General features: G+C 63.8%; 23 protein-coding genes. 8 read left to right on the top strand and 15 right to left on the bottom strand.

All coding sequences use genetic code 11. The annotated features are described in order from the left end of the window. Positions 1-1,272: a hypothetical protein gene (locus GGD66_RS28575; RefSeq protein WP_183259692.1), complete on the top strand. Its 1,272-nt coding sequence runs from the start codon at positions 1-3 to the stop codon at positions 1,270-1,272. Between the two features lie 11 nt (positions 1,273-1,283). Here the strand turns inward: GGD66_RS28575 and GGD66_RS28570 are convergent, their stop codons facing one another. After that, positions 1,284-1,910: a transglutaminase-like cysteine peptidase gene (locus GGD66_RS28570; RefSeq protein ID WP_183259691.1), complete on the bottom strand. Its 627-nt coding sequence runs from the start codon at positions 1,908-1,910 to the stop codon at positions 1,284-1,286. A gap of 193 nt (positions 1,911-2,103) precedes the next feature. Between GGD66_RS28570 and GGD66_RS28565 the strand changes: the two genes are divergently transcribed. Together GGD66_RS28565 and GGD66_RS28560 are read left to right on the top strand one after the other, a co-directional pair. Beyond that, a complete protein-coding gene (locus GGD66_RS28565; protein WP_183259690.1) occupies positions 2,104-2,841 on the top strand; it encodes a metallophosphoesterase family protein in 738 nt (245 codons plus the stop codon). A gap of 62 nt (positions 2,842-2,903) precedes the next feature. Further along, positions 2,904-3,566 carry a hypothetical protein gene (locus tag GGD66_RS28560; protein WP_183259689.1) on the top strand — a complete coding sequence of 221 codons (663 nt, stop codon included), beginning with the start codon at positions 2,904-2,906 and terminating at the stop codon, positions 3,564-3,566. 3 nt (positions 3,567-3,569) lie between these two features. Here GGD66_RS28560 and GGD66_RS28555 read toward each other — a convergent pair whose 3' ends face one another. Then, positions 3,570-4,016 carry a hypothetical protein gene (locus tag GGD66_RS28555; RefSeq protein ID WP_312014194.1) on the bottom strand — a complete coding sequence of 149 codons (447 nt, stop codon included), beginning with the start codon at positions 4,014-4,016 and terminating at the stop codon, positions 3,570-3,572. Positions 4,017-4,371: 355 nt separating this feature from the next. On the opposite strand from GGD66_RS28555, the gene GGD66_RS28550 reads away from it, so the two are divergent. Beyond that, positions 4,372-4,749: an Ig-like domain-containing protein gene (locus GGD66_RS28550; RefSeq protein ID WP_183233106.1), complete on the top strand. Its 378-nt coding sequence runs from the start codon at positions 4,372-4,374 to the stop codon at positions 4,747-4,749. A 340-nt stretch (positions 4,750-5,089) separates the two neighbouring features. On the opposite strand, the gene GGD66_RS28545 is transcribed toward GGD66_RS28550, so the two are convergent. After that, positions 5,090-5,335 (bottom strand): hypothetical protein, encoded by a 246-nt coding sequence (locus GGD66_RS28545; protein WP_183233105.1) that lies wholly within the window; start codon positions 5,333-5,335, stop codon positions 5,090-5,092. Between the two features lie 186 nt (positions 5,336-5,521). On the opposite strand from GGD66_RS28545, the gene GGD66_RS28540 reads away from it, so the two are divergent. Then, the gene (locus GGD66_RS28540; RefSeq protein ID WP_183259688.1) at positions 5,522-6,739 is read left to right on the top strand and encodes a hypothetical protein; all 1,218 of its coding nucleotides are present in this window, start codon (positions 5,522-5,524) and stop codon (positions 6,737-6,739) included. An 11-nt stretch (positions 6,740-6,750) separates the two neighbouring features. Here GGD66_RS28540 and GGD66_RS28535 read toward each other — a convergent pair whose 3' ends face one another. From GGD66_RS28535 to GGD66_RS28525, 3 genes are all read right to left on the bottom strand, one after another. Then, the gene (locus GGD66_RS28535; protein ID WP_246788999.1) at positions 6,751-6,987 is read right to left on the bottom strand and encodes a hypothetical protein; all 237 of its coding nucleotides are present in this window, start codon (positions 6,985-6,987) and stop codon (positions 6,751-6,753) included. Positions 6,988-7,174: 187 nt separating this feature from the next. Beyond that, positions 7,175-7,591 (bottom strand): hypothetical protein, encoded by a 417-nt coding sequence (locus GGD66_RS41655; RefSeq protein WP_092261751.1) that lies wholly within the window; start codon positions 7,589-7,591, stop codon positions 7,175-7,177. A 42-nt stretch (positions 7,592-7,633) separates the two neighbouring features. Continuing rightward, positions 7,634-7,924 carry a hypothetical protein gene (locus tag GGD66_RS28525; protein ID WP_092261669.1) on the bottom strand — a complete coding sequence of 97 codons (291 nt, stop codon included), beginning with the start codon at positions 7,922-7,924 and terminating at the stop codon, positions 7,634-7,636. A gap of 980 nt (positions 7,925-8,904) precedes the next feature. Here GGD66_RS28525 and GGD66_RS28520 point away from each other — a divergent pair. From GGD66_RS28520 to GGD66_RS28510, 3 genes are all read left to right on the top strand, one after another. Further along, a complete protein-coding gene (locus GGD66_RS28520; RefSeq protein WP_018317058.1) occupies positions 8,905-9,078 on the top strand; it encodes a hypothetical protein in 174 nt (57 codons plus the stop codon). A gap of 831 nt (positions 9,079-9,909) precedes the next feature. Further along, positions 9,910-11,496 (top strand): EAL domain-containing protein, encoded by a 1,587-nt coding sequence (locus GGD66_RS28515; RefSeq protein WP_183259687.1) that lies wholly within the window; start codon positions 9,910-9,912, stop codon positions 11,494-11,496. A 139-nt stretch (positions 11,497-11,635) separates the two neighbouring features. After that, positions 11,636-12,001 (top strand): antibiotic resistance protein VanZ, encoded by a 366-nt coding sequence (locus GGD66_RS28510; protein WP_018317055.1) that lies wholly within the window; start codon positions 11,636-11,638, stop codon positions 11,999-12,001. 45 nt (positions 12,002-12,046) lie between these two features. Here the strand turns inward: GGD66_RS28510 and GGD66_RS28505 are convergent, their stop codons facing one another. The 9 genes from GGD66_RS28505 to GGD66_RS28465 form a co-directional block, all read right to left on the bottom strand. Further along, positions 12,047-12,493 carry a CHRD domain-containing protein gene (locus GGD66_RS28505; RefSeq protein WP_246785977.1) on the bottom strand — a complete coding sequence of 149 codons (447 nt, stop codon included), beginning with the start codon at positions 12,491-12,493 and terminating at the stop codon, positions 12,047-12,049. 152 nt (positions 12,494-12,645) lie between these two features. Further along, the gene (locus tag GGD66_RS28500) at positions 12,646-12,858 is read right to left on the bottom strand and encodes a hypothetical protein (RefSeq protein WP_246788998.1); all 213 of its coding nucleotides are present in this window, start codon (positions 12,856-12,858) and stop codon (positions 12,646-12,648) included. Between the two features lie 178 nt (positions 12,859-13,036). After that, complete coding sequence (locus GGD66_RS28495) at positions 13,037-13,486, bottom strand: hypothetical protein (protein ID WP_092261674.1); 450 nt, start codon at positions 13,484-13,486, stop codon at positions 13,037-13,039. Between the two features lie 141 nt (positions 13,487-13,627). Next, positions 13,628-15,355, bottom strand: coding sequence for a chemotaxis protein (locus GGD66_RS28490; protein WP_183259685.1), 1,728 nt, complete (start codon positions 15,353-15,355; stop codon positions 13,628-13,630). 5 nt (positions 15,356-15,360) lie between these two features. Then, a complete protein-coding gene (locus GGD66_RS28485; protein ID WP_183259684.1) occupies positions 15,361-16,452 on the bottom strand; it encodes a chemotaxis response regulator protein-glutamate methylesterase in 1,092 nt (363 codons plus the stop codon). A 16-nt stretch (positions 16,453-16,468) separates the two neighbouring features. After that, positions 16,469-17,323: a protein-glutamate O-methyltransferase CheR gene (locus GGD66_RS28480; RefSeq protein WP_183259683.1), complete on the bottom strand. Its 855-nt coding sequence runs from the start codon at positions 17,321-17,323 to the stop codon at positions 16,469-16,471. Positions 17,324-17,459: 136 nt separating this feature from the next. After that, the gene (locus tag GGD66_RS28475) at positions 17,460-19,265 is read right to left on the bottom strand and encodes a methyl-accepting chemotaxis protein (protein ID WP_092261677.1); all 1,806 of its coding nucleotides are present in this window, start codon (positions 19,263-19,265) and stop codon (positions 17,460-17,462) included. 61 nt (positions 19,266-19,326) lie between these two features. Further along, on the bottom strand, positions 19,327-19,815 hold the full coding sequence (locus GGD66_RS28470; protein ID WP_038949575.1) for a chemotaxis protein CheW: 489 nt from the start codon (positions 19,813-19,815) through the stop codon (positions 19,327-19,329). Between the two features lie 62 nt (positions 19,816-19,877). After that, a complete protein-coding gene (locus GGD66_RS28465) occupies positions 19,878-21,575 on the bottom strand; it encodes a methyl-accepting chemotaxis protein (RefSeq protein ID WP_183259682.1) in 1,698 nt (565 codons plus the stop codon). Between the last annotated feature and the right edge of the window lie 33 nt (positions 21,576-21,608).

Genomic DNA, 21,608 nt, shown 5'->3' with positions numbered 1-21,608 from the left:
TTGTCCCTCGCTTATTTTGCCCTCATCGTTTCCATCGTCTCCGCTTCCGCTCTCGAAATCGCCGGCGCCAAGTTTGGTGCGCAGCTCGGGACGATGGCCGCCGCGCTAAGCCTGCTGGCGGCCACCGCAAGCGCGCGAAAAGCCGACTACGACCACTATGTTCGCGCGACCTCCTGGGGCCGCTGGATCCCGATCGCCATTCCGCTGTTCATCGCGGCTCAGCTCGTCCCGCTTCCGCTAAGCTTTGCCCATCCGATCTGGGCCAGCACCCGCGATGCCATAGGTGGCCTGCCGTTCGGACCGATCACTGCCGATATCGGCCTGACCGTCAGCGCGCTGCTGCTGGCGCTTGCGGCGATCTCGTTGCTCGGCGTCACCATCCTGGTGGTCCGCAACCGCAGCCGGGCCGAGCTGGTTCTCTTTGTGCTGAGCGGCGTAACCGCGGTCTCCGCCTTGATGTTGGACCTGCATCGGCTGTCGCCGGCCCTTGCGGCGACCGTTCCCGCCGATCTCACGGCAACCATGGCCGGCCTCGGTCTCATGCTCAATCTGGCGGTGATGCAGCTTGCGGCTGAACGGGCCGAGACCCATCACTCGGTCCTTCGCTCGGTGGCGATCGGCCTTTGCGGTCTTGTGGGCGCACTGGCAAGCGCGCTTGCGGTGTTCGGCCTGTCGGGCACGAACAGCGCGATCGCCGCGGCCTTTGGCATTGTGCTGATCCTGCTGATCCTCGTCATTCGCAGGCTCGATCTATCGCCGCTCGCAGCGGGCGCCTTGTCGGCCGCCGCCTTGATCGGAGCGGCGATCGTGCTGTCCTTCCTGTTCGAAAAGGGCTCCGGACCGGTCCTGCTGCGGCTCGTCCCGGATATGGGGGCTGAAACGCGGGCCGCGCTGGAGCGGATGTTGTCCGACACGCGCTGGTTCGGCGCGGGCGCCGGGACCTTTGCTGCGGTGGGCCGGATCTACCAGAGCGATGTCGGAGCCGCTTTGACGGCGCCGTCGACAGCCGCGGCGGTCTTTGCCGGCATGGGATGGATTGGCCTGGCTACCGCGCTGGCGGTGAGCCTGATCGCGCTGCTGCGCCTGTTTTTCGGCGCCTTGCAGCGCGGACGCGACTCGTTCTTCCCTGCGGCCGCCGCGGCCTGTGTTTTGTTTGCGCTGGTTCAGAGCTTCGCCGGGCCCGGATTGCTGCGGCCCGCAGCAATCCTGTGCCTTTCCGTGATCGTGGGACTCGGGCTGTCGCAGAGCGTCAGCCAATCCGGATCACGATAGAGCGCGGATGATCAGACCGCGCGGTCGCCGAGCGAGGCCCAGTAGTTCGGGTTCTTGGGCGACTGAATGCGGACCCAGCGATAGGGCTTCTTCGACCACGGCAGGATGTGACCGGAGAGATTGTCCAGCACGAGATCGCCGGCGAAGGTGCGAACCACGACCACGAGATGATGCTCGCCCCAGGTGGTCACGACCTCGCTGAGCAGCACCGAGCGCGCCGGAAAGCCCTTGGCGATCAGTTCGTGGCGTTTTGTCACAGCGTAATCGTTGCAGTCGCCGCTGGTCGGATGCAGGAGCCACTTCTCGCCGCGCAGCCCTTCCAGATTGGCCTCGGGACGGATGGCGGTATTGACCTGCTGGTTGACCTCTTGCATCTGCGCCAGCCGCTCCGCCGTAAGCTTCAAGCGCCCGCCCCTGAACACGACGCGCTGCGGCCGCGGCCTGCACTCGTCCTTGTACTTCAGGCAGAACAGCGTGAAGGCCATCGGCGCCAGCGTCGGCTGGTCGAACTTGATGTACTGGATGGCCCCGCGCAGCCCCAAGGGCGCACCGACGAAAGCGGCTTCAGCGCGCTGCTGCACCCCTGCAGCAACGACGATGGCGGCCACGGCCGCCAGAAACTTTACAACTTTGCGCATGTCGCGCTCCCCGTTTTTGTTGGGGAGACGCTACGCGAGACGTCTTGAAATACGGCTCAAAGGCCGCGCGATCCTTTAATCAAAATGCGGGCACCTTGGTCGGAAACAATTAAGAATACCGATGTGTGACTTGTTCTGCTAAGAGCCATCGCGACGTTCCGCTCGTGACGCTGGAAGCGATTCGACCGACCTGATGGGCCTTTCCTCACGCTTTCGAAAGAAGACCAAGCCGCGGCTTCCCGACGGCGTTCGCGTCTATGCCATCGGCGACGTGCACGGCCGCGCCGATCTGCTTCAATCGCTGTTAACCGTCATCGACGTCGATCTGGCCCGCTCGGCCCCTGAACGGGCCATCCAGGTCTTTCTCGGCGACTATGTCGACCGTGGCCCGGACTCGCGCGCCGTTCTTGATCTGCTGATCGAACGCTCGAAGACACACGAGACGGTCTGCCTCAAGGGCAACCACGAGATCTTCCTGCTCGAGGTCCTCAAGGACCCAGCCCGCCTGCAGGAGTGGCGCCACTATGGCGGGCTGCTGACGCTGGTCTCCTACGGCATCACGCCGACGATGAATCCGTCCGCGGAGCAGCAGGTCGAGCTGATCGAAGGACTGAAGCGCGCATTGCCGCCCGAGCACCTGGCGTTCCTCCAGCAATTGCCCTCGTCCTTTACCTGCGGCGACTTCTTCTTCGTCCATGCCGGCGTCAAGCCTGGCGTCCCGCTCGAGCGCCAGAAGGATGAGGATCTGCTCTGGATCCGCGAGGAATTCCTCGCGTCCGAGGAGCGCTTCGGCAAATATATCGTCCACGGTCACACCCCGGTCAGCGTGCCCGATATTCGCCCGAACCGCATCAACATCGACACCGGCGCTTACGCGACCGGAAACTTGACGCTGCTGACGATCCAAGGTGATAGTCTGCTCGCAATTTAAGAGCCCTGCTCTCGTTTCAATCCCGTGCTCGCTTCGCCCTCACAGGCCTCGTCGATTTCACCATGAACCGCATGTTCCTGCTTCGCGTCATCGGCATCTGCACCGCCATCGTGCTGGCGCTTCATGCCGGCATGGAATTCTACGGCGATCTCATCCGACCGAACTTTCGCGCGAGCGATTTGTTCTCGGGCGAGATTCCGCCCGAGAAGGCGAAGCTGGCGGCCGGCGGTGTCTTGGCATCAGTTTCGCTGGATGGCGACCTGCTCGCGAACTACGCGGCGGCAATGGCCGCTGACGTTCTTCACCGTCCATCGTCCGATGCGGCCGGACGGGCCAGCGAGAACAAGGCCGCCCAAGGCGCCGTCGTCGCTGCCTTGAAAGTCTCACCGATCAGGCCAGCGCTCTGGCTCACGCTCGGCACGCTGCAGGCCCAGGCCGGCGAAGCAGCAACGCCGGCGGTGAAGATGTCCTACTTGACCGGAACGGTGCCGATCGACGTCGCCTTCGCTCGCGTCCGGACCGTGACCTCGAGCGCGGCTGCAACGGACGAGGAGATCAAGCTGCTGGCGCAATCCGACATCCGCTCGGCGCTTGCCAATCGCTCGCGTTACGAGCCGCTGCTGATCGCGGCCTATGTGCAGGCAACTCCGCAAGGCAAGGCGCTGCTGCTCGACACCACGGAAGTGACCGACCCCAAATTCAACGAGATCTTGCGGCGGTACTAAAGCTCAGCGCACCGATTTCGGGTTGACCGGCACGAAGTCCTGATCGCGACGCGGTTGGTCGGATCGCCCCTGATAGACGAACATGCCCTTCTTGGTCGTGACGATATCGCCTCGCTGCAGGCTGTCGTCGCGGAGAAGGCGTTCGGTCGCGACAAGGTCCGGATCTTCCGGAATCGGCTTGTAAAGCTCGGGATGCTCCCGCCGCTCGCGCGAGGCCTCCTTGGCGCGGCGCCGTGCGTCCTCGATCCGCTGCCGCCATTCGTCGCGCGTCACTTCCGGCTCGCTTGGTGGAAGATAGTCGTTGATGGATGGCTCGGGCTCAGACTGAGCACGACATGAGAGCGGGTAGGCAGAGAGGACCAATCCGACAGCGGCGGCCACGGCCGCCTGAACCGGCGCGCGCCCGGATATCCAGCGATCCGATGTGGACTTGCGGCGAATGGATCGCACTCCGATGACTCCCAAGCGGGCCGAGCAGCATCCAGCGGCCCCCTCAACTTCAGCTCATGCGGCTGCCAATTGCAAGATTTTAGGAACGCGGGGCCGTCCCATCAAAAATCGAAAAACAACCCCATGCACAGTAGCCGGCGCCAGCCATTTCAATCAGTTACGCCTTTCCCGAAATCCGATTTGATCCGTCGGGCAAAACAGAGGTAGGATGGCATGATCTGGAGAGAGCCGACCGGATGATCGCGCTTTCTGAGATCCATGTGAGATGAGCGGCTCAATGGCCAACAGCTGCGTTCCAAGACCTCGTTAAATCGTCGCCGTTCGATTTCGGCATGAGCTGGTGGAGTTGCCGAGAATGCGTACAAGACCGGTACTGCTGTCAGGTGCTGTCCTCGCGGCGTCCGCCATGTCTGGCCTTGCGGCGCAGGCGAGCCCCATCTGCATCAAGGAACGAACACCGTTTGCCTTGTCGCACGATACCGTGAAATGGACGATGTCGATCGCGCCTGGCGCGGAGTGCATCCAGGGCCTGCGCTGGTCGTACATGCAGATCTTCAAGGTATCGGTCGTGAGCGGACCATCACGGGGACAATTGGCGGTGGTCGGGTCCGGCTTCCGCTATTCGGCAGAAGCCGAGGCGCCCGGCACCGACAAGTTCACGCTGCTGATCTCGGGCAAGAACCGTCGCAATGCAGGGACGTCGACCTTGGAGGTCGAGGTCAACCCGCAATAGCTTGAGAGAGGCCCCGAAGGATGAACGGCGCGGCTAGCGGCGGCTCGAGCCACTGCCCCGGGTTCTATTCCCGTGATAGGGTCGGGCGTATCCGCCCCTCGTCACGGGCGGCTCGATCCGGCTCGGGATATTGGGCGTCGCGTTGGGGCGCGCGGGCTGCGACGGATTGACAATGGTCACGTTGCGGTTGGGCGTCGATGGGTCATTGACGCCCTGGGCCCAGGCAGCGGCGGGCAAAAGCAACGCAATGGCGATCAGAACTGGTCGTTTCATACGATATCTCCCGAGCATGAACGTCAGGGAGGCGATCACCGTTCCTTCACGGTTCGTTGGGTGAACCTTAGCGGGGGACGGCAACCAGCTTGCCATCCCGCCAGACGCCCTGGGCCGACTTTCCAGCAGGCAGGCTGCCTGAAAGGTTCCGAACGGCGGTCGGCCGCGAGGCAGCCTGATTGGTCTGCGCCTTCTTCGTGGGGGTCGTGATGATGCTGGAGCTCGTGGTGTTGGCCTGATCCTTGGTCCCCTGCGCACCGGCAGGCGAAACCAGGAAGGTCAAAACCGTGAGGACTGCTAGAACGCCGCGCATGGTCGAGCACCAGAAAGAGAAGAGCTTGGCGAAATGTCACAGGTTCTCGCCCAAAAGCAAGCACCTTCGAACACCGCGCGAGGCCGTCGCGGAGCCGCCAATCGAAGCCAAACTGCCTCAACTCGAGAGGTTTGAAGCGGAAAGACCTAGCGAAATAGCCCTATCCGGGCTACTTGATCGGCCTTGATGACCGACTCCGGTGAAACTGCGGCCAACGCTCCCTCGGCGCAACAGATCAAAGCCGGGTTTATCCGTCTCCTGTCGAGCCGCATCCGCGCCGTATCCGACGATCCCCGGCAAATGCGGGAGATTGTCTATGAGCTGGCGCGCGTCAAGCTTCTGGAGCAATTCACGCACGCCGACGCGCGGGAATCGCGCGAGTTTCAGCAGGTCCTCGAACGTGCCATCAAGGAGGTCGAGCGTTCCTTCGAGCGTAGCGCCGCGTCCGAGCCGCAAAAAATTGTCGCGGCAACCGACGTTCCGGTCCCGCCCCCGGGCCATACCCCCGCTCCCCCGCCCATTCCGATGTCGTCACCCGTTTCGGCTTCGCCGCCTGCTGTGAAGGACGCGGGAGCACCGCGCCGTCCCGTGGCTTCGCCGCGATCGCCGGATCAAACCAAACGCAGCGGCGCCTTCACCTTTCTGGTTCGACTGGCCGGCATTCTCCTGCTCATGGCCGGCGCCAGCACCACGGTGATCTATTGGCCGCGTTTGAGGACCCAAGTGTCCGCACTGTCACAATTGGTGCTGCCATCCGAGCGCGCGCCGGGCAACCCCGAGCCCCGGCCGACCACCGCCCCGCCCCCGTCGGAGAGCGTGAGTGTCGAACGAGCGCCCGACAGCGCAAAGGAGCCGGAGCCACCTGCACACCCCTCCATGCCTTTGCCGACGACCTTCGGCGTCTACGCGCTGAACGAGGGGCAGCTCCAGGAACTGAAGCCGGTCCCCGGAAAGATTCCAGACCGACGCGTTGCGATCTCGGCGGCCATCAACACGCCGAGTGCAACGACCCTGACAAGCGGAGATGTCAACTTTATCGTGTTCAGACCGGACGGAAGCATTGAGGCAAGCGTGACCGAGGTTCGAGTCGTCGCGAGGGTGTCCCGGTCAATGGGCGTCGATGCCTCCGGCAAGGCCGCCATAGTCAACGCGGGCGATTCCTGGGTCATTCGCAGCATGTCCTACCCCTACAAAGTGGGGCCGGTCGAGGATCAGCAGAGGATGCTGTTGCTGCAACCGGAACAGGACGGCTTCACCCTGTCGCCGGGCCGCTACATTGTCGTCGTCAAAGGCATCGGCTACGATTTCACCGTGGCAGGGACGATCACCGATCCCAACCAATGCGTCGAACGCATCAACGCGGCGAACGGCGCGTTCTATTCTCCCTGCCCGCCGCCGCGTTAGATCGACGGCCGCTACTTACTGGGCTTGCTGTCCTTGGCCGCCTCCGCCGGCACGTCGTCGACCTTACCGTTGTTCGCGACGCATTTTTGGAAGTATGCGCGCTGATCCTTGGCCGTTCCCTTGGCGCTCCCCGCCGCCGGGTTGCCGATTTGCCTGGGCGGAAACGCCTTGGCCACCGCCGCTTCGCATGCGCGCGCCACTTCGGCAGTGATGGCCGACGCCGTCGCCGGCGCAGCCAACGTCAACACGCATGCCAATCCAACCAACCTTCGCATATTCCTGACCGGCACCTTGCTGCTCCCTCGAAGCGTGAATGCTTGCCGGGACCATAGCAAAAAGGATCGACGCGCCAAACCGCAAAGCGGCGCCGAATTGTCACGCGGTGTGGCCTGGGCGTCTCGAAGGATGGCCGAGCGCGCGGCAAGAGCTCCAATACTAGCTGTTGAGCTGCGGCGGCTTGAAATTCGGAAAACGCGTGAGCATTGCGGTCTTGACGAACTTCAGGTGCCCGATGCTGCTCGCCAATTCCTTGAGCCGGCGCTGGCCATTGGAGATGTCCGCCGCAAAGAGATCCTGGTGATGATTGTCGAGCGCCTCTCGCTCAAGGTACTCGTCGGTACCGTTTCCGAAGGTGACGGATGCGCGCGCAACTGCGTCATCGACACGCCGGTTGAGGCCGGCCTGCTCCCTCTCCGCTTCCTGCAATGCCGTTTCGATCGCCGTCAGGACGGCACCGATCCGCGTGCGATCGGTCTCCGCATCACGCTCCGCGGAGCGGGCCTTAAAACCTTTGTCCTCGCGGCGGGAGCCGAGAAGATTATGCGCGCGTGCTCTCAGGAATAGCTGAAACATGTGGGCCATCCCCATTTTCGAGATCTAAGCCGCTACCATCGGTCAGGCATAGTTAACAAAGCCTAAATCCTGCGTCCGCCCCGCCTGGCTTTGTGCGATCCAGGCCCGCCAGGCTCCTTCGTGCTTGGAATAGAGCTCCAGCCACCGAACGTCGTCAACCGCGGCCGCTCTCGTGCCTGCGCGGGTTTCGGCCACGATTTGCACCGTCTCCTTCGAGGCAAGATCCAGCGCCTCGAATTCCGCCGTCTCCTCCAGCGAAAGGCCTATCAGAACACGATGCCCTTGCGCGTCAACAAAATACCTGCGCGGCGCGTTCTGCCGTTGATCAATCATTTGAATGACCCTCGCTCATGATCCAAGGACCTGGAAGATCTCTCAGATGCCGGCCATAGCTACAAACAAACGCAATCAAAATAAGAGCGCAAGTCGTCGCGCCCAGCAACGCAATCAGCCACGTCATCTACGCCTACCCGCACGCCCTCCGGAAATAGAGGGCCCGAACTCGCAATGAACTGATCCGTCTTAGGTTGCCTTGCCTGGGCGCTCAAGGACGGCGGCAGATTAACCTAACCGCACATGGTTATTTCGACTCCGCCACGACGACCATTCACCCGGGTCAGCACGCGCGCGGCCCCGCGGTTACGATGGCCGCTGGGTGCGACCGGCTTCCATCGAAGCGGGGGTATAGGGTGCATAGAGACGATATCGTGCCGATCGCTTCCGCGAGCGCCACGCCCGTACGGCATAGCCGCAGCCAAAACCCGCTGCGAAAATCGAAATCAAAACCAAAGCAGCTAACATTGGAATATTCCCACGTTTGCCGGAACGCTCCTCCCGCGCTCATTTTCATCTTTTCGTTGTGTCGACTTCAAGTTCGTCACCGCTGAAACTTTTGTCAGACGAAGATGAAGTTTGTGCAACGTGATGCTCGAAGATTGGTCGGCACGCGAGGACACAGAGCGCGGAGAAGAGGCTCCAGTTCTTTTTACCAGAACTCGCCACGCCGACACCATGAACCCTCGTTCATCTTGGTGCTTCAAACGTCGACCGGCACGGATGAGACCGCCGTGGGAGGGCGCGCATCGGATTCGCCAGCGAAACACCGTGGTTATACGGAGCGTCGCGCATCGATTTCATCGCAGTAAGGTTGAGCAGTTAGCTTAATCCGCGTTGTTTGTTGCGAAGTCTCACCGATCGCATATCCATCTCGCACCGGGCTCCCCCAAGCCCGGCCCCACCCAAGCAAAGCCGTCGAGCGAACATGGGTCGCTTGGCGGCTTTGTCGTTGTGTCGACAAGAGGATGATTTCGGTTATGGCGCGCAAGCCCTGGTCGTTCAAAGAAGACCGCCGGCTCATGGAGCTGGCCAAGTCTTCGGCTTCGCTGGAAGAGGCCGCGAAAGTTCTCGGACGCTCGCCTGATGCGATCAAGCGCATGGCCTTGCGGCTTGGTCTTTCGCTGAAGCCGAAGACGGGCAAAAAGAGCTAGCCTCGGAAAGGCGACGGTGCTCGCCTTGAGCCCCGCAGCACGACCTCCCGCGTGCGGTGAATGACGACCGACCTCACTGTCGGGGCCAGCAGGTCACTGCAAAAGGCTCAGAGGTCACGACTCCGCAGATGCGGACGTCAGCCTACAGTCTTTCGAAACAGACATTCTTTCGAAGTAATCATGGCTTTGCCTCGCCGGGACGGAACCAGACCCACGTTCGGGTGTTAGTTCGAATCTCACAGCGAGGTCTGGCAGTGCTCCACTTTGCCATTTCCGCGGTTTTGGTTTGGCTGGCGATCAACATCGCCTTCGTGGTGCTTCGGCTGCGGGCCGCCCGTGATCCCGCAGCGCCCCACACCGACAGGTCAGGCAGAGCTTATCCAGAGGCCGTCTCCCCGCGCCCCCGATGAGCGCGACCAAGCTGACCTGACCTAGTTGCGCGTCTTCTTCTGGGACCCCATCCCAGGGCTCGTTCCATAGTTGGGTGTCCCCGTCCCCTTGAAGGCTCCGCCCATGCTGTCCGAACCGGAATTCGTGGCCGTGCCGCTGCGGGAGGTGGGCTGAGTGCCCGATGGCTGGTCTTTGGTTCCCTGCGCCCAAGCCGCGGAGCTTCCGACGACGAACGACAGGAGGAGGAGGCTTAACGTCCTGATCATACTGCTCAACTTTCCATGCTCGGGCCGCACGACCATCAGTCAGGCAACCCCTGGGTAGCCCTTCCGGACCGGTCCGCTCGTTAAACCCTATCTTAGCCCCCGCTGGCTAGAATCAATTCCCAAAATCAGTTCCGAGATCAGTCACCAAGCCTCTCCTGAATTTCGCCTGGACCGGATGAGATTACAGCGGCCGAACCTCTCGTTTGCGGCGCTCGTTGTTGCGAGCACGATGGCGTTCGGGCTGGCGGGCCATTTTGCGGCAGACGGCGTCATTCGCCACCAGCAGGCGCATCAACTGAACGAGCTGACCGAGGTCGTTCTGCGCCGCTCCGAATTTGCGGTCGATTTCGCCGCGGCCAGCCTCGACGAACTCGCCAAGCGTGATCTTGCCAGCTGCGCACCGGCGGCGCTGCAAGCCATCCGGCTCCACGTCTACCAGCGCTCGGCGATCAAGGACGTCCGTCTCGTCAACCCGGACGGATCGGTGATCTGCTCGGCCTATTCCGAGACGCTCGAGTTCGACAAGGGATGGGCGGATCGGCGCGACATGCTGCCCTCGCACGACAAGAGGCTCTCGCTGTTCCGCGTGGAGCAGTTCGGCGGCGACGCATTGGGCGTGCTCAGGGACGTCAATCGCAGCTCCGCGCTGGTCGCCATCGTCGGCATCAACGCCGGCCTGTTCGATCTCATGCCCGCCGAGCTGCGCGCGCACAGCGAGGTGATCCTCGCCTTGAGCAATGGCGAGAAGCTCGGCGATTTCCGGCTCGATGCCGACAGGCCCCTGCCAGGGCCGATCAGCTTCGACAGGCATTCCACGCGCTTCCCGCTTCACGCCACGATCCGGCTCGAGCACGCCGTGCTTTCGAGCTGGAACAGCGAGGCGTATTGGCCGGCGCTCGCAGTCGCCCTTGGGCTTGGTGCACTGTTCGGCATCCTGCTTGCACGCAGCCGCCGGATGGAGGGGCCGGTCGCCGATCTCGATCGCGGCCTCGCAGCCGGCGAATTCAAGCCGTACTACCAACCCATCTTCGAGCTCAGGACGGGCCAGATCACCGGCTGCGAGATTCTGGCGCGCTGGGTTCGTCGGGACGGCTCGGTGGTGCCGCCGATGAACTTCATTCCGCTCGCCGAATCCAGCGGGCGCATCCAGGTGATGACCTGGCAGATCCTGAAATCGGCACTCACCGACCTGCAGGGCGTGCTGAAGGCGGACAAGACCTTCAAGATGTCAGTGAATGTCGTGCCCAAACACCTGCTGAGTGCCGGCTTCGTCGAGACGCTGCGTCGCACGGTCCTGGCAGCGAGAATCTCCGCACGCCAGGTCGTGGTCGAGGTCACCGAACGCGACGAGCTCGACGATCTCGCGCACGCCGCGACCGTCGTGGCCGAGTTACGCGACCACGGCTTCCGCGTCGCAATCGACGACGTCGGCGTGGGTCACAGCGGTCTGTCGCGACTGAAGGGACTCGGCGCCAACACGATCAAGATCGACAAGTTCTTCGTCGACACCATCACCGTGGATGCATCGACCACGACGATCGTCGAGATGTTGGTCGCGCTCGCCAAGGACTTCCGCATGACGGTCGTCGCCGAAGGAATCGAGACCGAGGAGCAGCGCCGCGCCCTGATCGCCTCCGGCGTCGAGGAAGGGCAGGGCTATCTCGTCGCCGCACCGCTGCCCTTTGCGAAATTCAGCGAGCTCGTCGATTCACGCCGCCACTCCGCATCCGCAGCGCAGGCGGGCGACGTCCTGGTGGCCTGACCATCTTCGCCGGACCGCCTCCCGGCCGGCGATAACGGCCAGGTTTTAGGCAGCCCGCGCCGCCCGAAGAGCGACGAGGCGCTTTAACGATGTTCTCGTCTTTCGAAGCGGAATGGCCCTCGAGCGGTTATGGTAGGCCATGCGTCGAAATCACCTCATCGCAGCCGCGGGAATCTGCCTCGCCCTCATCGCCTATGCCACCCTGGCAAGGCTGGCGGGGCGGCCGGCGCTGATGGGGCATCACGAGGCTTACTGGATCGTCGTCATCGAGCGCTTCAGCGCCTATGGCCTGTTGGGCTTCCTGCTCGCTTTCCTGTTGCCCGGCCGACTCGCTTTGGCCTGCTCGCTCGTCATCGCAGTTGCGATGGGGCTGGAAGTCCTGCAAACGCTGACCCCCGATCGTGATCCGGGTTTCCTGGACGTGCTGCAAAAGGCGGCAGGAGGCACCGTCGGTGTCATCCTCGCCCAGACGATCCTGGCCTTCTTGCCTCGGCCGCCAGCCTGAAGCCCACGGCGCTGACACATTCTTCAGCGCCAGCGCGACATCCCCCTACTTCATCATCTGCCCGCGCAATTCGCCGCCTGGGTTCGCGGCCGTATGGATGTTCGCGTACCATTTGCCGGCCAATAGATCCGCCGCCTGGGCATCCGTGAGCGTGGCGCTGCCCTGGATAGGACTCTGGACCGTCTTGAAGGGCAGAGCGATGCCGGCGTTCTTGCCCGCATCACTGGGGCCATGAAAATGTGCCCCCATCGCCGGACCAGTCAGATTGGCAAACGTAATCGTATAGGTCAGGACTTTGGTCTGGGTGTCGAACGCGGCCTCCGCCTTGCCTGAACCGGACGAGCCGTTCGGAGGCACTTCATTGCTACCCTTGAGGTCCGCCTGCAGCTTGACGACCTCCGCACGTGACGGCGCGGTTGTGACGATCAGCAGCCCACCGAACATCACCGTTCCCAACAGCGTCACGCCGACCCGATACTTGGCTTTCCTCATGGCATTCTCCTACAGGCTCTACGGCCCGATGCGGTTGAAACCCCGGCCCCGGCTCGAAATTCCGGAGACGAGTCTATGCCTGATTCGCGAAAAGCTGGCGGCGATCCACCGGTGGCACGTGGAACGATCTGCGGGGCCTGACGCCAAGCGAGCTAGGCTGCCCCGCGCTCGCGGAACCCGGTCGGGGCCAGGAGTTCGGCCATCTGCCTGTGCGTGCTCTGCAGCGCCTCGATCGCGCCGTCGAGATCGAAATCCGCTTCGCGGATTGAGGCGAAGAACTTGGCCGTCAGCGCCAGGTCGAGCTTGACGCGCGTTGCGCCGTCGCGGCTCTTCCGACGGTCGAGCGACAGATGGACGGCGCGCATTTTGGCTTCTGCCGGCGAACAGCCGCTGAGTGTCGCCAATTCGTCGTATGTCATCCAGATCTGAGGCATGGTCTCGTCCGTCCTTTATTGCCGCCTCATTCCTAACTTTCTGCGCCTGAATGCATCGTTGCCGCAGCGCGGTCGCAGCCCGCTTCGCTGCGATAGCGTCAACGCAAGACTAAGATGCGGGCGGCGGCCTGGAAGGCGCAGGAAATTGGCGCGGCCGCGAACGGCTGTCGAGGCCCTTGGGCAATTTGTCATTGAGCTTCACGACGGCGCCTCGCGCCTCCACAGCCGGCGCATCTTCCTGGCTGTAGATCAGCGTCACCTCGAACATCACGTCGGGCGCTTCCCTGGCCGTTCCGGAGCAGGTCGCCATCGCACCGCTGCACACGCCGGCGAGGCTGACCTCGACCTCGTCCAGACCGAACACGGTCGGCGGCCCCTCGGCATAGCGCCGCGTGGTCAGCACGGCCGTGAAGCGCTGATCGTCATCGAACTGATAGGAGCCGCCATAGGTGAAGAAGCTGTCGCTGCCGGAGATCCGTCCCTCCGCCAGATGCACGATACCCGTGCCCTGGCCGCGCGGCGTCCTGAACCAGGCCGCGTATTTGCCGTCTCGCATCATGGAAATGTCCGCCGTAAAATTCACTGATATTTGCAACCAACTCTGGGGCGCGACAATGACCGACGCGGCGAGTATTCCGCGACGGTTAACGCCCTGCAAAGCCGACTCGTCAAATTGCCGCCGCATCACGTGGCGACGCAATCAAAACAATTCTATGCCGTCATCCGCAGTCTCGACCGCCTCGACCCGGCGCATGGTGGCGATCGATGCCAGTCCCAGCGCTTGCAGGAACTCCCGATGAACGTCCCGCTCGCGCTCCATCGTGTAGCGCGCGAAGAGATCGTCGAGGATCGCCTGATCCTGCAGCTCCGGCTGTAGCCGCTGCGCGCTTGCGCTCGCAGTCTCGAGCCGCGTGGCGACCGCAGGCAAGGCTGCGGAGCTTTCGCCGAGCCTTGTCATCAGGCCCTGGGCCGAATTCATCAGCCTCTCGAATTCCACGCCTTCGTCGACGAGCCGGCTCATCAGCTTGCCGAGCCGTTCATTGCCGGCCTCGACCTCGCGCAGCGCCTGAAGGATTTGCGGCTCCAGCTTGGCAAGCTGGGTGGGATCACCCTGCACGCGGAGCTCCTTCAGCTCATTGGCCGAGCGCTCGATCCCGTCGAGCACGGGCCTCAGGCGCGCGGCCCCCGCGGAGACCTGGTCGGCGGTCGCCTTGAGCTCGTTGGCGATGACGACGAAGGCGCTGCCGCGGCTGCCGAGATGGCTCGCCTTGAGGCCGGCATTCATTCCGATCAGCGTGATGTCGATAGTCGCTTCGGCAAGCCCTGCGATCGCCTGGCGAAATTTCGTCAGCGTGTCCTCGACGATCGCGAGCGCCTCGTCGACCGAGCGGCCGGCACTCTCGCAGGTAGCGATCAGGGTCGATGCGTGCGCCAGCGTCTGCTTGATGCGCGTCAGGAACGACGACGAGCCGCCCTCCTCGCCGCCGAACAGCGTGCGGCCGTGGCCGACGACGCTGCCCGCATCGTGCAGGATGGCCGTCAGCGCGCCGACGATCTGGCCGACGTCGCCGCCGAACTCGCGCTGGGCATCCCTGAGCTGGACCGCCTGCAGCCGGCAAATCGCACGCACGCCGTCATCGCTCGGCACCGTTTCAGGAACGAGGCTCGGCGCGGCTTCCGACGCAAGGCCGAGGCCATAGGACACGTGCTCGAGACGCTGACGCGTGCTGTCGCCCGCCTGCAGCGAGATGATCGCGCTGCCGACCGCCTCGGCGATCTTCCTGGTGCTGGCACTGGCGCGGTCGGCCAGATGGCTGCTCTTGCTGCGCTGGTCGCGTAACCCGGAATAGGCCGCGCCGAGCTCGGCGCTCTCCGACATCAGCTGGGCCCGGTAGCGGCTCTCGAATTCCTTCTGCCGGCCGGAGGCGGTGGCAACCGCCTCGGACAGGCGCCGCTGGTCGCGCGCGCAGCCTTCGATCGAGCGCTGCACGGCCCTGCCGAGATCGTAGGCTTCCTGGGTGAAGGCGAGAAAGCCCTCGCGGTCGCCGTCGAGCGAGGCCGCCTCGATCCGCGCGCTGCGCGCGATGATGGTGATCATCTGGATGTGCTTGAACAGCGGCTTGAGCAGCGAGGACGCCTCCGCCGTGCTCTTGCCGATCGTCTCCAGCAGGGCGCTCTCCGCCGGCAGCGCCTGCGCCAGCTCGCTCAGCTGCGCGGCGATCTCCTGCAGCGCCGTTGCTGCACCCTCGATCTCGGCGCCGGAAAGCTCGCCCGAGAGCGTCGCCAAACCCTGGTTCAGCTCCTTGAAGATGAAGTGGCCGCAGCCGAGCTCGTGACCGACGCGCGCGAAGACGTCCTCGATGCGCGAGGAGACGTCCTCAATCGCGGTGGTTGCCTCGGCGAGCGTGTTGGCTGGAACGGGCGACATGGCCATCAACCCGCCACCGCGGCGTGCCCGACCTGATACCAGAGCATGATCTCGCGCGGAATGTGATGCAGCGAAACGACCTTCTCGACACCGCCATGGGCGATGGCTTCCTTGGGCATGCCGAACACCACGCAGCTCTCTTCGTCCTGCGCCCGCGTCGAGGCGCCGAGCTTGCGCATCTCCAGCATCCCGCGCGCGCCGTCGTCGCCCATGCCAGTCATGATGACGCCGAGCGCGTTGGCGCCGGCATGCTGGGCCGCCGAGCGGAACAACACGTCGACTGAGGGACGATGCCGCGATACCGGCGGGCCGTCCTTGATCGCGATCTGGTAGCGCAGGCCGATGCGCTGGAGCAGCATGTGGCGGGCGCCGGGCGCGATATAGGCGCAGCCCGGCAGCACCGGCTCGCCGTCCTCGGCCTCCTTGACCCTGATCTGGCAGACGCCGTCGAGACGCTTGGCAAAGGCCGCGGTGAAGCCTGCCGGCATGTGCTGGACGATGACGATCGGCGGACAGTGCGGCGGCAGCATCTCGAGGACGTCGTTGAGCGCCTCGGTCCCACCGGTCGATGCTCCGATGCAGACGATGCGCTCCGTCGTCGGACGGACCCTGCCCTGCACCGGCGGCGGGATGATGGCGTCGGCGGTCAGCTTCTTCTCGATGGCCCGGCGTTCCGCACGCGGCCGCACCCGCGCGCGCGCAGCCGACTTCACCGCCTCGCGCAGCCGCGTCGAGCATTCGAGCAGCGCCAGGCGCGTGTCGATCTTCGGCTTCGGCACGATGTCGACCGCGCCCGCCTCGAACGCCTCGAACATCACGTTCGAGCCCTCTTCGGTCAGCGAGGAGCAGATGATCACCGGGATCGGGCGTTGCGCCATGATCTTGCGCAGGAACGTCATGCCGTCCATCCGCGGCATTTCCAGGTCGAGGATCATGACATCGGGGATCTCGTCCTGAAGACGCTTTGCAGCCACGAACGGATCGGAGGCCGTTGCCATCACCTCGATATCGGGATCGTCGTTGAGGATCGTCTGCAGGATTTGGCGCACCGACGCCGAATCGTCCACGATCAGCACGCGAACCTTCTCCCTCGGCATCTTGGTTGCGCTCCGGCTAGACCTGGAAAATGGTTGGCTGAACCTGCTTCAGCCCGGGCACGGCACTGTGAATCATCGATTCCGAATGTCCGACCAGCAAATAGCCGCCGGGACGCAAGTGGCTGCACAATTGCTCGACCACCTTGCGCTGGGTCTCGCGCTCGAAATAGATCAGGACGTTGCGGCAGAAGATGATGTCGACGTCACGATCGACCGGATAGGACTTGTCCATGAGATTCATTCTCATGAAATGTGTCGCGCGCCGCAGCTCGGGTACGACCCGCACCTCACCGCGCGACTTGTCCCGCGACGTCGCAAAATATCGTTTCACGAAATGCTCGGGCACCGGGCCGAGCACGTCGCGCGTGTAGATCGCCGTCTTGGCGAGGCGCAGCACCGCGGTCGAGATGTCGGTCCCGAGGATGCGGTACTGGAAGCGCGAGCCGTTCCGCGTCATGTCGTCCAGCACCATCGCGGTGGTGTAGGCCTCCATGCCGGTGGAGCTCGCCGAGCTCCAGATCTTCAGGTTCGCGTTCTTGCGTCCATGCGACTTGAGCAGGCCGGGAATCGCGACGTCGCGCATGAAGGTGAAGTGCTGCGGCTCGCGGAAGAAGTCGGTCTTGTTGGTCGTCACCACGTCGATGAGATGGGTGAGCTCGGTATCGAAATGATCGGCCTCGAACAGGTTCTCGACATATTCGTTGAGACCGGTGAAGTTGAGCGCGCGCACGCGCTTGTGCAGCCGCCCCTCCAGCATCAGCCGCTTGCCCTGCGGCAGCTTGATGCCGACCTGGCCCTCGATCAGTTCGGCGATGGTGCGGAAATGGCGGTCCGACAGATGCACGGCCGTATCCTGTACGGCGGGCATCATGACCGCCGGCCCCGGTCCGCGACGGCCACCTGCACTGAATGTCGGGCCGTACGGGCCATCTCGAATCCTACGGGTTTAAACAACCTATGAAAGAAGACCGGTCCACCGTCCCAGGGCAGACCGGCCCGCAAAAATCCTAGCGCTGAAAATCGGCGTCCCGATCATCCTCGCCGTCATGCATGTCGAAGGCAAAGCCGCCGCCACCGGCAACCTTCACGGCGCGCGCCGGCCGGGCCTGCACGACCTTTTTCGCCGGACGCTCGGCAGCCGCCATCATAACCGCCTTGGCGCGCAACTGGCTCACCGCCCGGTCGATCGGCGCCGGCGCCTGGCTCTTGGCGCCGTGCTCGATGCGGAAATAGGCGATGGTGGATTGAAGTTGTTCGGCCTGCGAAGCGAGCTCCTCCGAGGTCGAGGACACCTGCTCGGACGCGCTGGCGTTCTGCTGACCGACCTTGTCGAGCTGCTGGATCGCCTGGTTGATCTGGGCCGAGCCGACGTCCTGCTCGCGGCAGGCCGCGGTGATCTCCTCGACGAGCTCGGCAGTCCTCTTGATGTCAGGGACGAGCTTGGAGAGCATCGCGCCGGCCTCCTGTGCCACCTTGACGGTGTCGGCCGAAAGCGTGCCGATCTCGGCCGCGGCGGCCTGGCTGCGCTCGGCGAGCTTGCGCACTTCGGAGGCGACCACCGCAAAGCCCTTGCCGTGCTCGCCGGCGCGCGCGGCCTCGACCGCGGCGTTGAGCGCGAGCAGATCGGTCTGCCGTGCGATCTCCTGCACGATCGTGATCTTCTCGGCGATGGTCTGCATCGCGTTGACGGCGCGGCCGACCGCGGCACCGCTGGCCTCGGCGTCCTTTGCCGACTGCGCGGCGATCTTCTCGGTCTGATTGGCGTTATCGGCGTTCTGCTTCACGTTGGAGGCCATCTCCTCCATCGAGGAGGAGGCTTCCTCCGCGGACGAGGCCTGCTCGGTCGCTCCCTGCGACAGCTGCTCGGCGCTCGCGGAGAGCTCCTGGCTGCCGGCGGAGACGTTCTGCGCCGCCGTCAGCGCTTCGGACACGATCTGGCGAAGCTTCTCCACCATGCGCTCGAGCGCAAGGCCCAGCGTGTCCTTGTCCGACAGCGGCTTGGCTTCGATCGTGAGGTTGCCCTGCGCGATCTCGTTGGCGACGGCCGCGGTGGCGTTCAGATTGGCGGTCATCGCGTTCAGGGATTTCACGAGATCGCCGATCTCGTCGTTGCTGGAAGCATCGATCTTGTGGCTGAGATCACCGATCGCGACGGCATCCGCCAGCCCGACCGCCTTGGCGAGGGACCGGCTGATATTGATCGAGATCCAGACTGCGCCAATCGCGGCAACGATGAGTGAGACGATGACGAGGACGATCAGAACCAACTGGGCACGGCGGCTGTCCTCGTTGGACTGCACAGCCTGCTCGGCCATCTGCCTCTTCGTATTGGCGACATAGGCTCCCATCGCCTCCGTCGCATCCGCAACCACCTTGCGCCCGTCGCCCATCGAGCGCTCGGTGGCCTTGGTCTTATCGGTCTTTGCCAGCCTGATCGTCTCTTCCTGAAAGACGTTCATTCTGGCGTAGGCGCTGGCGAAATTGTCGAGCAGCTTCTTGCCGCCTTCGCTGGCCATCGCATAGACCTCGTCCCTGATCTTCATGGCCTCATCGCGGAGCTTGGCCGCGTTCACCGCGAATTCCTCGGCCTCGCTTGCCGTCCCCAGAATTGCGTTCTTTTCCGCCCTGACCTGCTGCCAGATGATCTTTTCGACCTCGGCTGCTTTCTCCATCCGCTTGGCGCGAAGCACCATGGAATCTGCGGTCGCGGCCATGTCGGACAACTTCATGTAGCTCACGGCGCCTGCTACCATGAACAGAAGAATGACGACGCCAAACGCGCTGGCGAGCTTGGCTTTGACGGTGAATCTCATTTTCAGTCTCGTTGGTTCGAATTGGGGTGCTTACGCGTGACCACGCTTCACTCTTGCAAACTCAGGCGGCGCGCGGCGCATCTGTAGCCGTGTCGCGGCCTTCCGGAACTTCGTCATTGGCCATCAGCTTGGCGAGATCGAAGATCACGACGAACTTCTCGCCCTTGCGGCCGATGCCGGCGGCATAGTCCGATTGCCATTTCCCGCCGACCTCTGGCACGGGCTCGATTGCCTGCTCGTCGATGTCCGTGACCTCGAACACGCAGTCGGCGACGAAGCCGACGCCGACCAGACGGTCCTTCATCGGCACATCGAGGATGATGATGCGGGTCGCCTCGGTGGCGGCCACGCTGGGCAGGCCGAGCTTGTTCCTGAGATCGACGATCGGATAGCCGCTGCCGCGCACGTCGATCATGCCGAGCAGAAAGTTCGGCGCATGCGGAAGCCGCGAGATCGGCCGCATGTCGAGAATTTCCCGGACGTTGCGGATGCTGATGCCGAACGTCTCGCCGGCGAGCCCGAGCGTCAGATATTGCGAGGTTGCGGCCATGATGCAGTCCAGGATTCCCGGTTGGAAATGGGTACGGTCCGGCACAAGGCCGGACCGGTTGATCAGCGTTGGAACTCGGCGTCGCGATCGTCTTCGCCGTCATTCATGTCGAAGGCAAAGCCACCGCCACCGGCGACCTTCATCGCACGTGCCGGCTTGCGGACAGGCACCGGCTTCTTCATGCCGCGATCGGCGGCCGCCATGTGCGCTGCCTTGGCCCGGAGCTGACCGACGGCGCGGTCGATCGGCTCGGCCGCGGCCTTCTCCTTGCGCGTGGCATGCTCGATCCGGAAGAACGAGATAGTGGACTGCAGCTGCTCGGCTTGCGAGGCGAGCTCCTCCGAGGTCGACGACACCTGCTCGGAGGCGCTGGCGTTCTGCTGGCCGACCTTGTCGAGCTGCTGGATCGCCTGGTTGATCTGGGCCGAGCCGACGTCCTGCTCACGGCAGGCCGCGGTGATCTCCTGCACCAGCTCGGCGGTCTTCTTGATGTCGGGCACGAGCTTGGACAGCATCTGGCCGGCCTCCTGGGCGACCTTCACGCTCTCCGTGGACAGCGTCCCGATGTCGGCCGCGGCGGCCTGGCTGCGCTCGGCAAGCTTGCGCACTTCGGAGGCGACCACAGCAAAGCCCTTGCCGTGCTCGCCTGCGCGAGCGGCTTCCACGGCCGCGTTGAGCGCGAGCAGGTCGGTCTGGCGTGCGATCTCCTGCACGATCGTGATCTTCTCGGCGATGGTCTGCATCGCCTCGACGGCACGGCCCACGGCGACACCGCTGGCTTCAGCGTCCTTGGCCGACTGCCCCGCAATCTTCTCGGTCTGGTTGGCGTTGTCGGCATTCTGTTTCACGTTCGAGGCCATCTCCTCCATCGAGGAGGAGGCTTCCTCGGCGGACGAAGCCTGCTCGGTCGCGCCTTGCGAGAGCTGCTCGGCGCTGGCGGATAGCTCCTGGCTTCCGGCGGAGACGTTCTGCGCCGCAGTGATCGCCTCGGCAACGATTTGCCGGAGCTTTTCGACCATTCCGTTCAGCGACCTGACGAGATCTCCGATCTCGTCGTTGCTCGCCGAGGGAATGGTCTGGCTGAGATCGCCCTCCGCGACCGCACCTGCAAGGCCAACCGCTCTTCCGAGCGAACGGCTGATCGAGATGGAAATCCAGAGCGCAGCCCCGATTGCAACCGCCAGCGAGATGCCGATCAGCGTCATCAGCAGGAATTGGGCCTGGTGCCCCTCCGCCTTGGACTGGACGGCCTGCTCAGCCATCTGCTTCTTCGTGTTGGCGACATAGGCGCCCATGGATTCCATCGCGTCTGCGACGACCTTGCGGCCGTCACCCATCGAGCGCTCCATGGCCTTCGGCTTGTCGGTCTTCGCCAGCCGGATCGTTTCTTCCTGGTAGGTATTCATCTTCGCGTATGTGGCTGCGAAGCTGTCGAGCAGCTTCCTGCCGCCCTCGCTCGCCAGCGCGTAGACCTCATCCCTGGTCTTCATCGCTTCCTCGCGAAGCCTGGCGGCATCGGCGGCAAACTGTTCGGCTTGAGCCTCCGTACCGAGCACCGAGTTCTTCTCGGCGCGCAGCTGAAGCAGGATGTCCTTTTCGATCTGCGTCGCCTTTTCCATGCGGTTTGCGCGCAGAACCATGCTGTCGGCGGTCGCCATCATGTCGCCGAGCTTCATGTAAGCCACGCCGCCCGCAATCCCGGACAGGACGATGATCACGCCGAACGCACTGGCAAGCTTTGCCTTGACGGTAAATCTCATTTCCAGCCCCTACCCCGGTCTCGCCCGAGACCT

It is taken from the genome of Bradyrhizobium sp. CIR48, from assembly GCF_014198315.1.
Classification (GTDB): domain Bacteria; phylum Pseudomonadota; class Alphaproteobacteria; order Rhizobiales; family Xanthobacteraceae; genus Bradyrhizobium.
The sequence above is the reverse complement of the archived record's forward strand: the minus strand, read 5'-3'. Positions and strand labels throughout refer to the sequence as shown.

Bases quoted from the DNA above. Each gene is read 5' to 3' on its own strand.
- GGD66_RS28570 (WP_183259691.1), bottom strand. From the start codon at position 1,910: ATGCGCAAAGTTGTAAAGTTTCTGGCGGCCGTGGCCGCCATCGTCGTT.
- GGD66_RS28510 (WP_018317055.1), top strand. From the start codon at position 11,636: ATGCGTCGAAATCACCTCATCGCAGCCGCGGGAATCTGCCTCGCCCTC.
- GGD66_RS28470 (WP_038949575.1), bottom strand. From the start codon at position 19,815: ATGGCCGCAACCTCGCAATATCTGACGCTCGGGCTCGCCGGCGAGACG.
- GGD66_RS28495 (WP_092261674.1), bottom strand. From the start codon at position 13,486: ATGATGCGAGACGGCAAATACGCGGCCTGGTTCAGGACGCCGCGCGGC.
- GGD66_RS28545 (WP_183233105.1), bottom strand. From the start codon at position 5,335: ATGCGCGGCGTTCTAGCAGTCCTCACGGTTTTGACCTTCCTGGTTTCG.
- GGD66_RS28550 (WP_183233106.1), top strand. From the start codon at position 4,372: ATGCGTACAAGACCGGTACTGCTGTCAGGTGCTGTCCTCGCGGCGTCC.
- GGD66_RS28465 (WP_183259682.1), bottom strand. From the start codon at position 21,575: ATGAGATTTACCGTCAAGGCAAAGCTTGCCAGTGCGTTCGGCGTGATC.
- GGD66_RS28505 (WP_246785977.1), bottom strand. From the start codon at position 12,493: ATGAGGAAAGCCAAGTATCGGGTCGGCGTGACGCTGTTGGGAACGGTG.
- GGD66_RS28475 (WP_092261677.1), bottom strand. From the start codon at position 19,265: ATGAGATTCACCGTCAAAGCCAAGCTCGCCAGCGCGTTTGGCGTCGTC.
- GGD66_RS28520 (WP_018317058.1), top strand. From the start codon at position 8,905: ATGGCGCGCAAGCCCTGGTCGTTCAAAGAAGACCGCCGGCTCATGGAG.
- GGD66_RS28525 (WP_092261669.1), bottom strand. From the start codon at position 7,924: ATGATTGATCAACGGCAGAACGCGCCGCGCAGGTATTTTGTTGACGCG.
- GGD66_RS28540 (WP_183259688.1), top strand. From the start codon at position 5,522: ATGACCGACTCCGGTGAAACTGCGGCCAACGCTCCCTCGGCGCAACAG.
- GGD66_RS28560 (WP_183259689.1), top strand. From the start codon at position 2,904: ATGAACCGCATGTTCCTGCTTCGCGTCATCGGCATCTGCACCGCCATC.
- GGD66_RS28565 (WP_183259690.1), top strand. From the start codon at position 2,104: ATGGGCCTTTCCTCACGCTTTCGAAAGAAGACCAAGCCGCGGCTTCCC.
- GGD66_RS28490 (WP_183259685.1), bottom strand. From the start codon at position 15,355: ATGTCGCCCGTTCCAGCCAACACGCTCGCCGAGGCAACCACCGCGATT.
- GGD66_RS28500 (WP_246788998.1), bottom strand. From the start codon at position 12,858: ATGCGCGCCGTCCATCTGTCGCTCGACCGTCGGAAGAGCCGCGACGGC.
- GGD66_RS41655 (WP_092261751.1), bottom strand. From the start codon at position 7,591: ATGTTTCAGCTATTCCTGAGAGCACGCGCGCATAATCTTCTCGGCTCC.
- GGD66_RS28480 (WP_183259683.1), bottom strand. From the start codon at position 17,323: ATGATGCCCGCCGTACAGGATACGGCCGTGCATCTGTCGGACCGCCAT.
- GGD66_RS28515 (WP_183259687.1), top strand. From the start codon at position 9,910: ATGAGATTACAGCGGCCGAACCTCTCGTTTGCGGCGCTCGTTGTTGCG.
- GGD66_RS28485 (WP_183259684.1), bottom strand. From the start codon at position 16,452: ATGCCGAGGGAGAAGGTTCGCGTGCTGATCGTGGACGATTCGGCGTCG.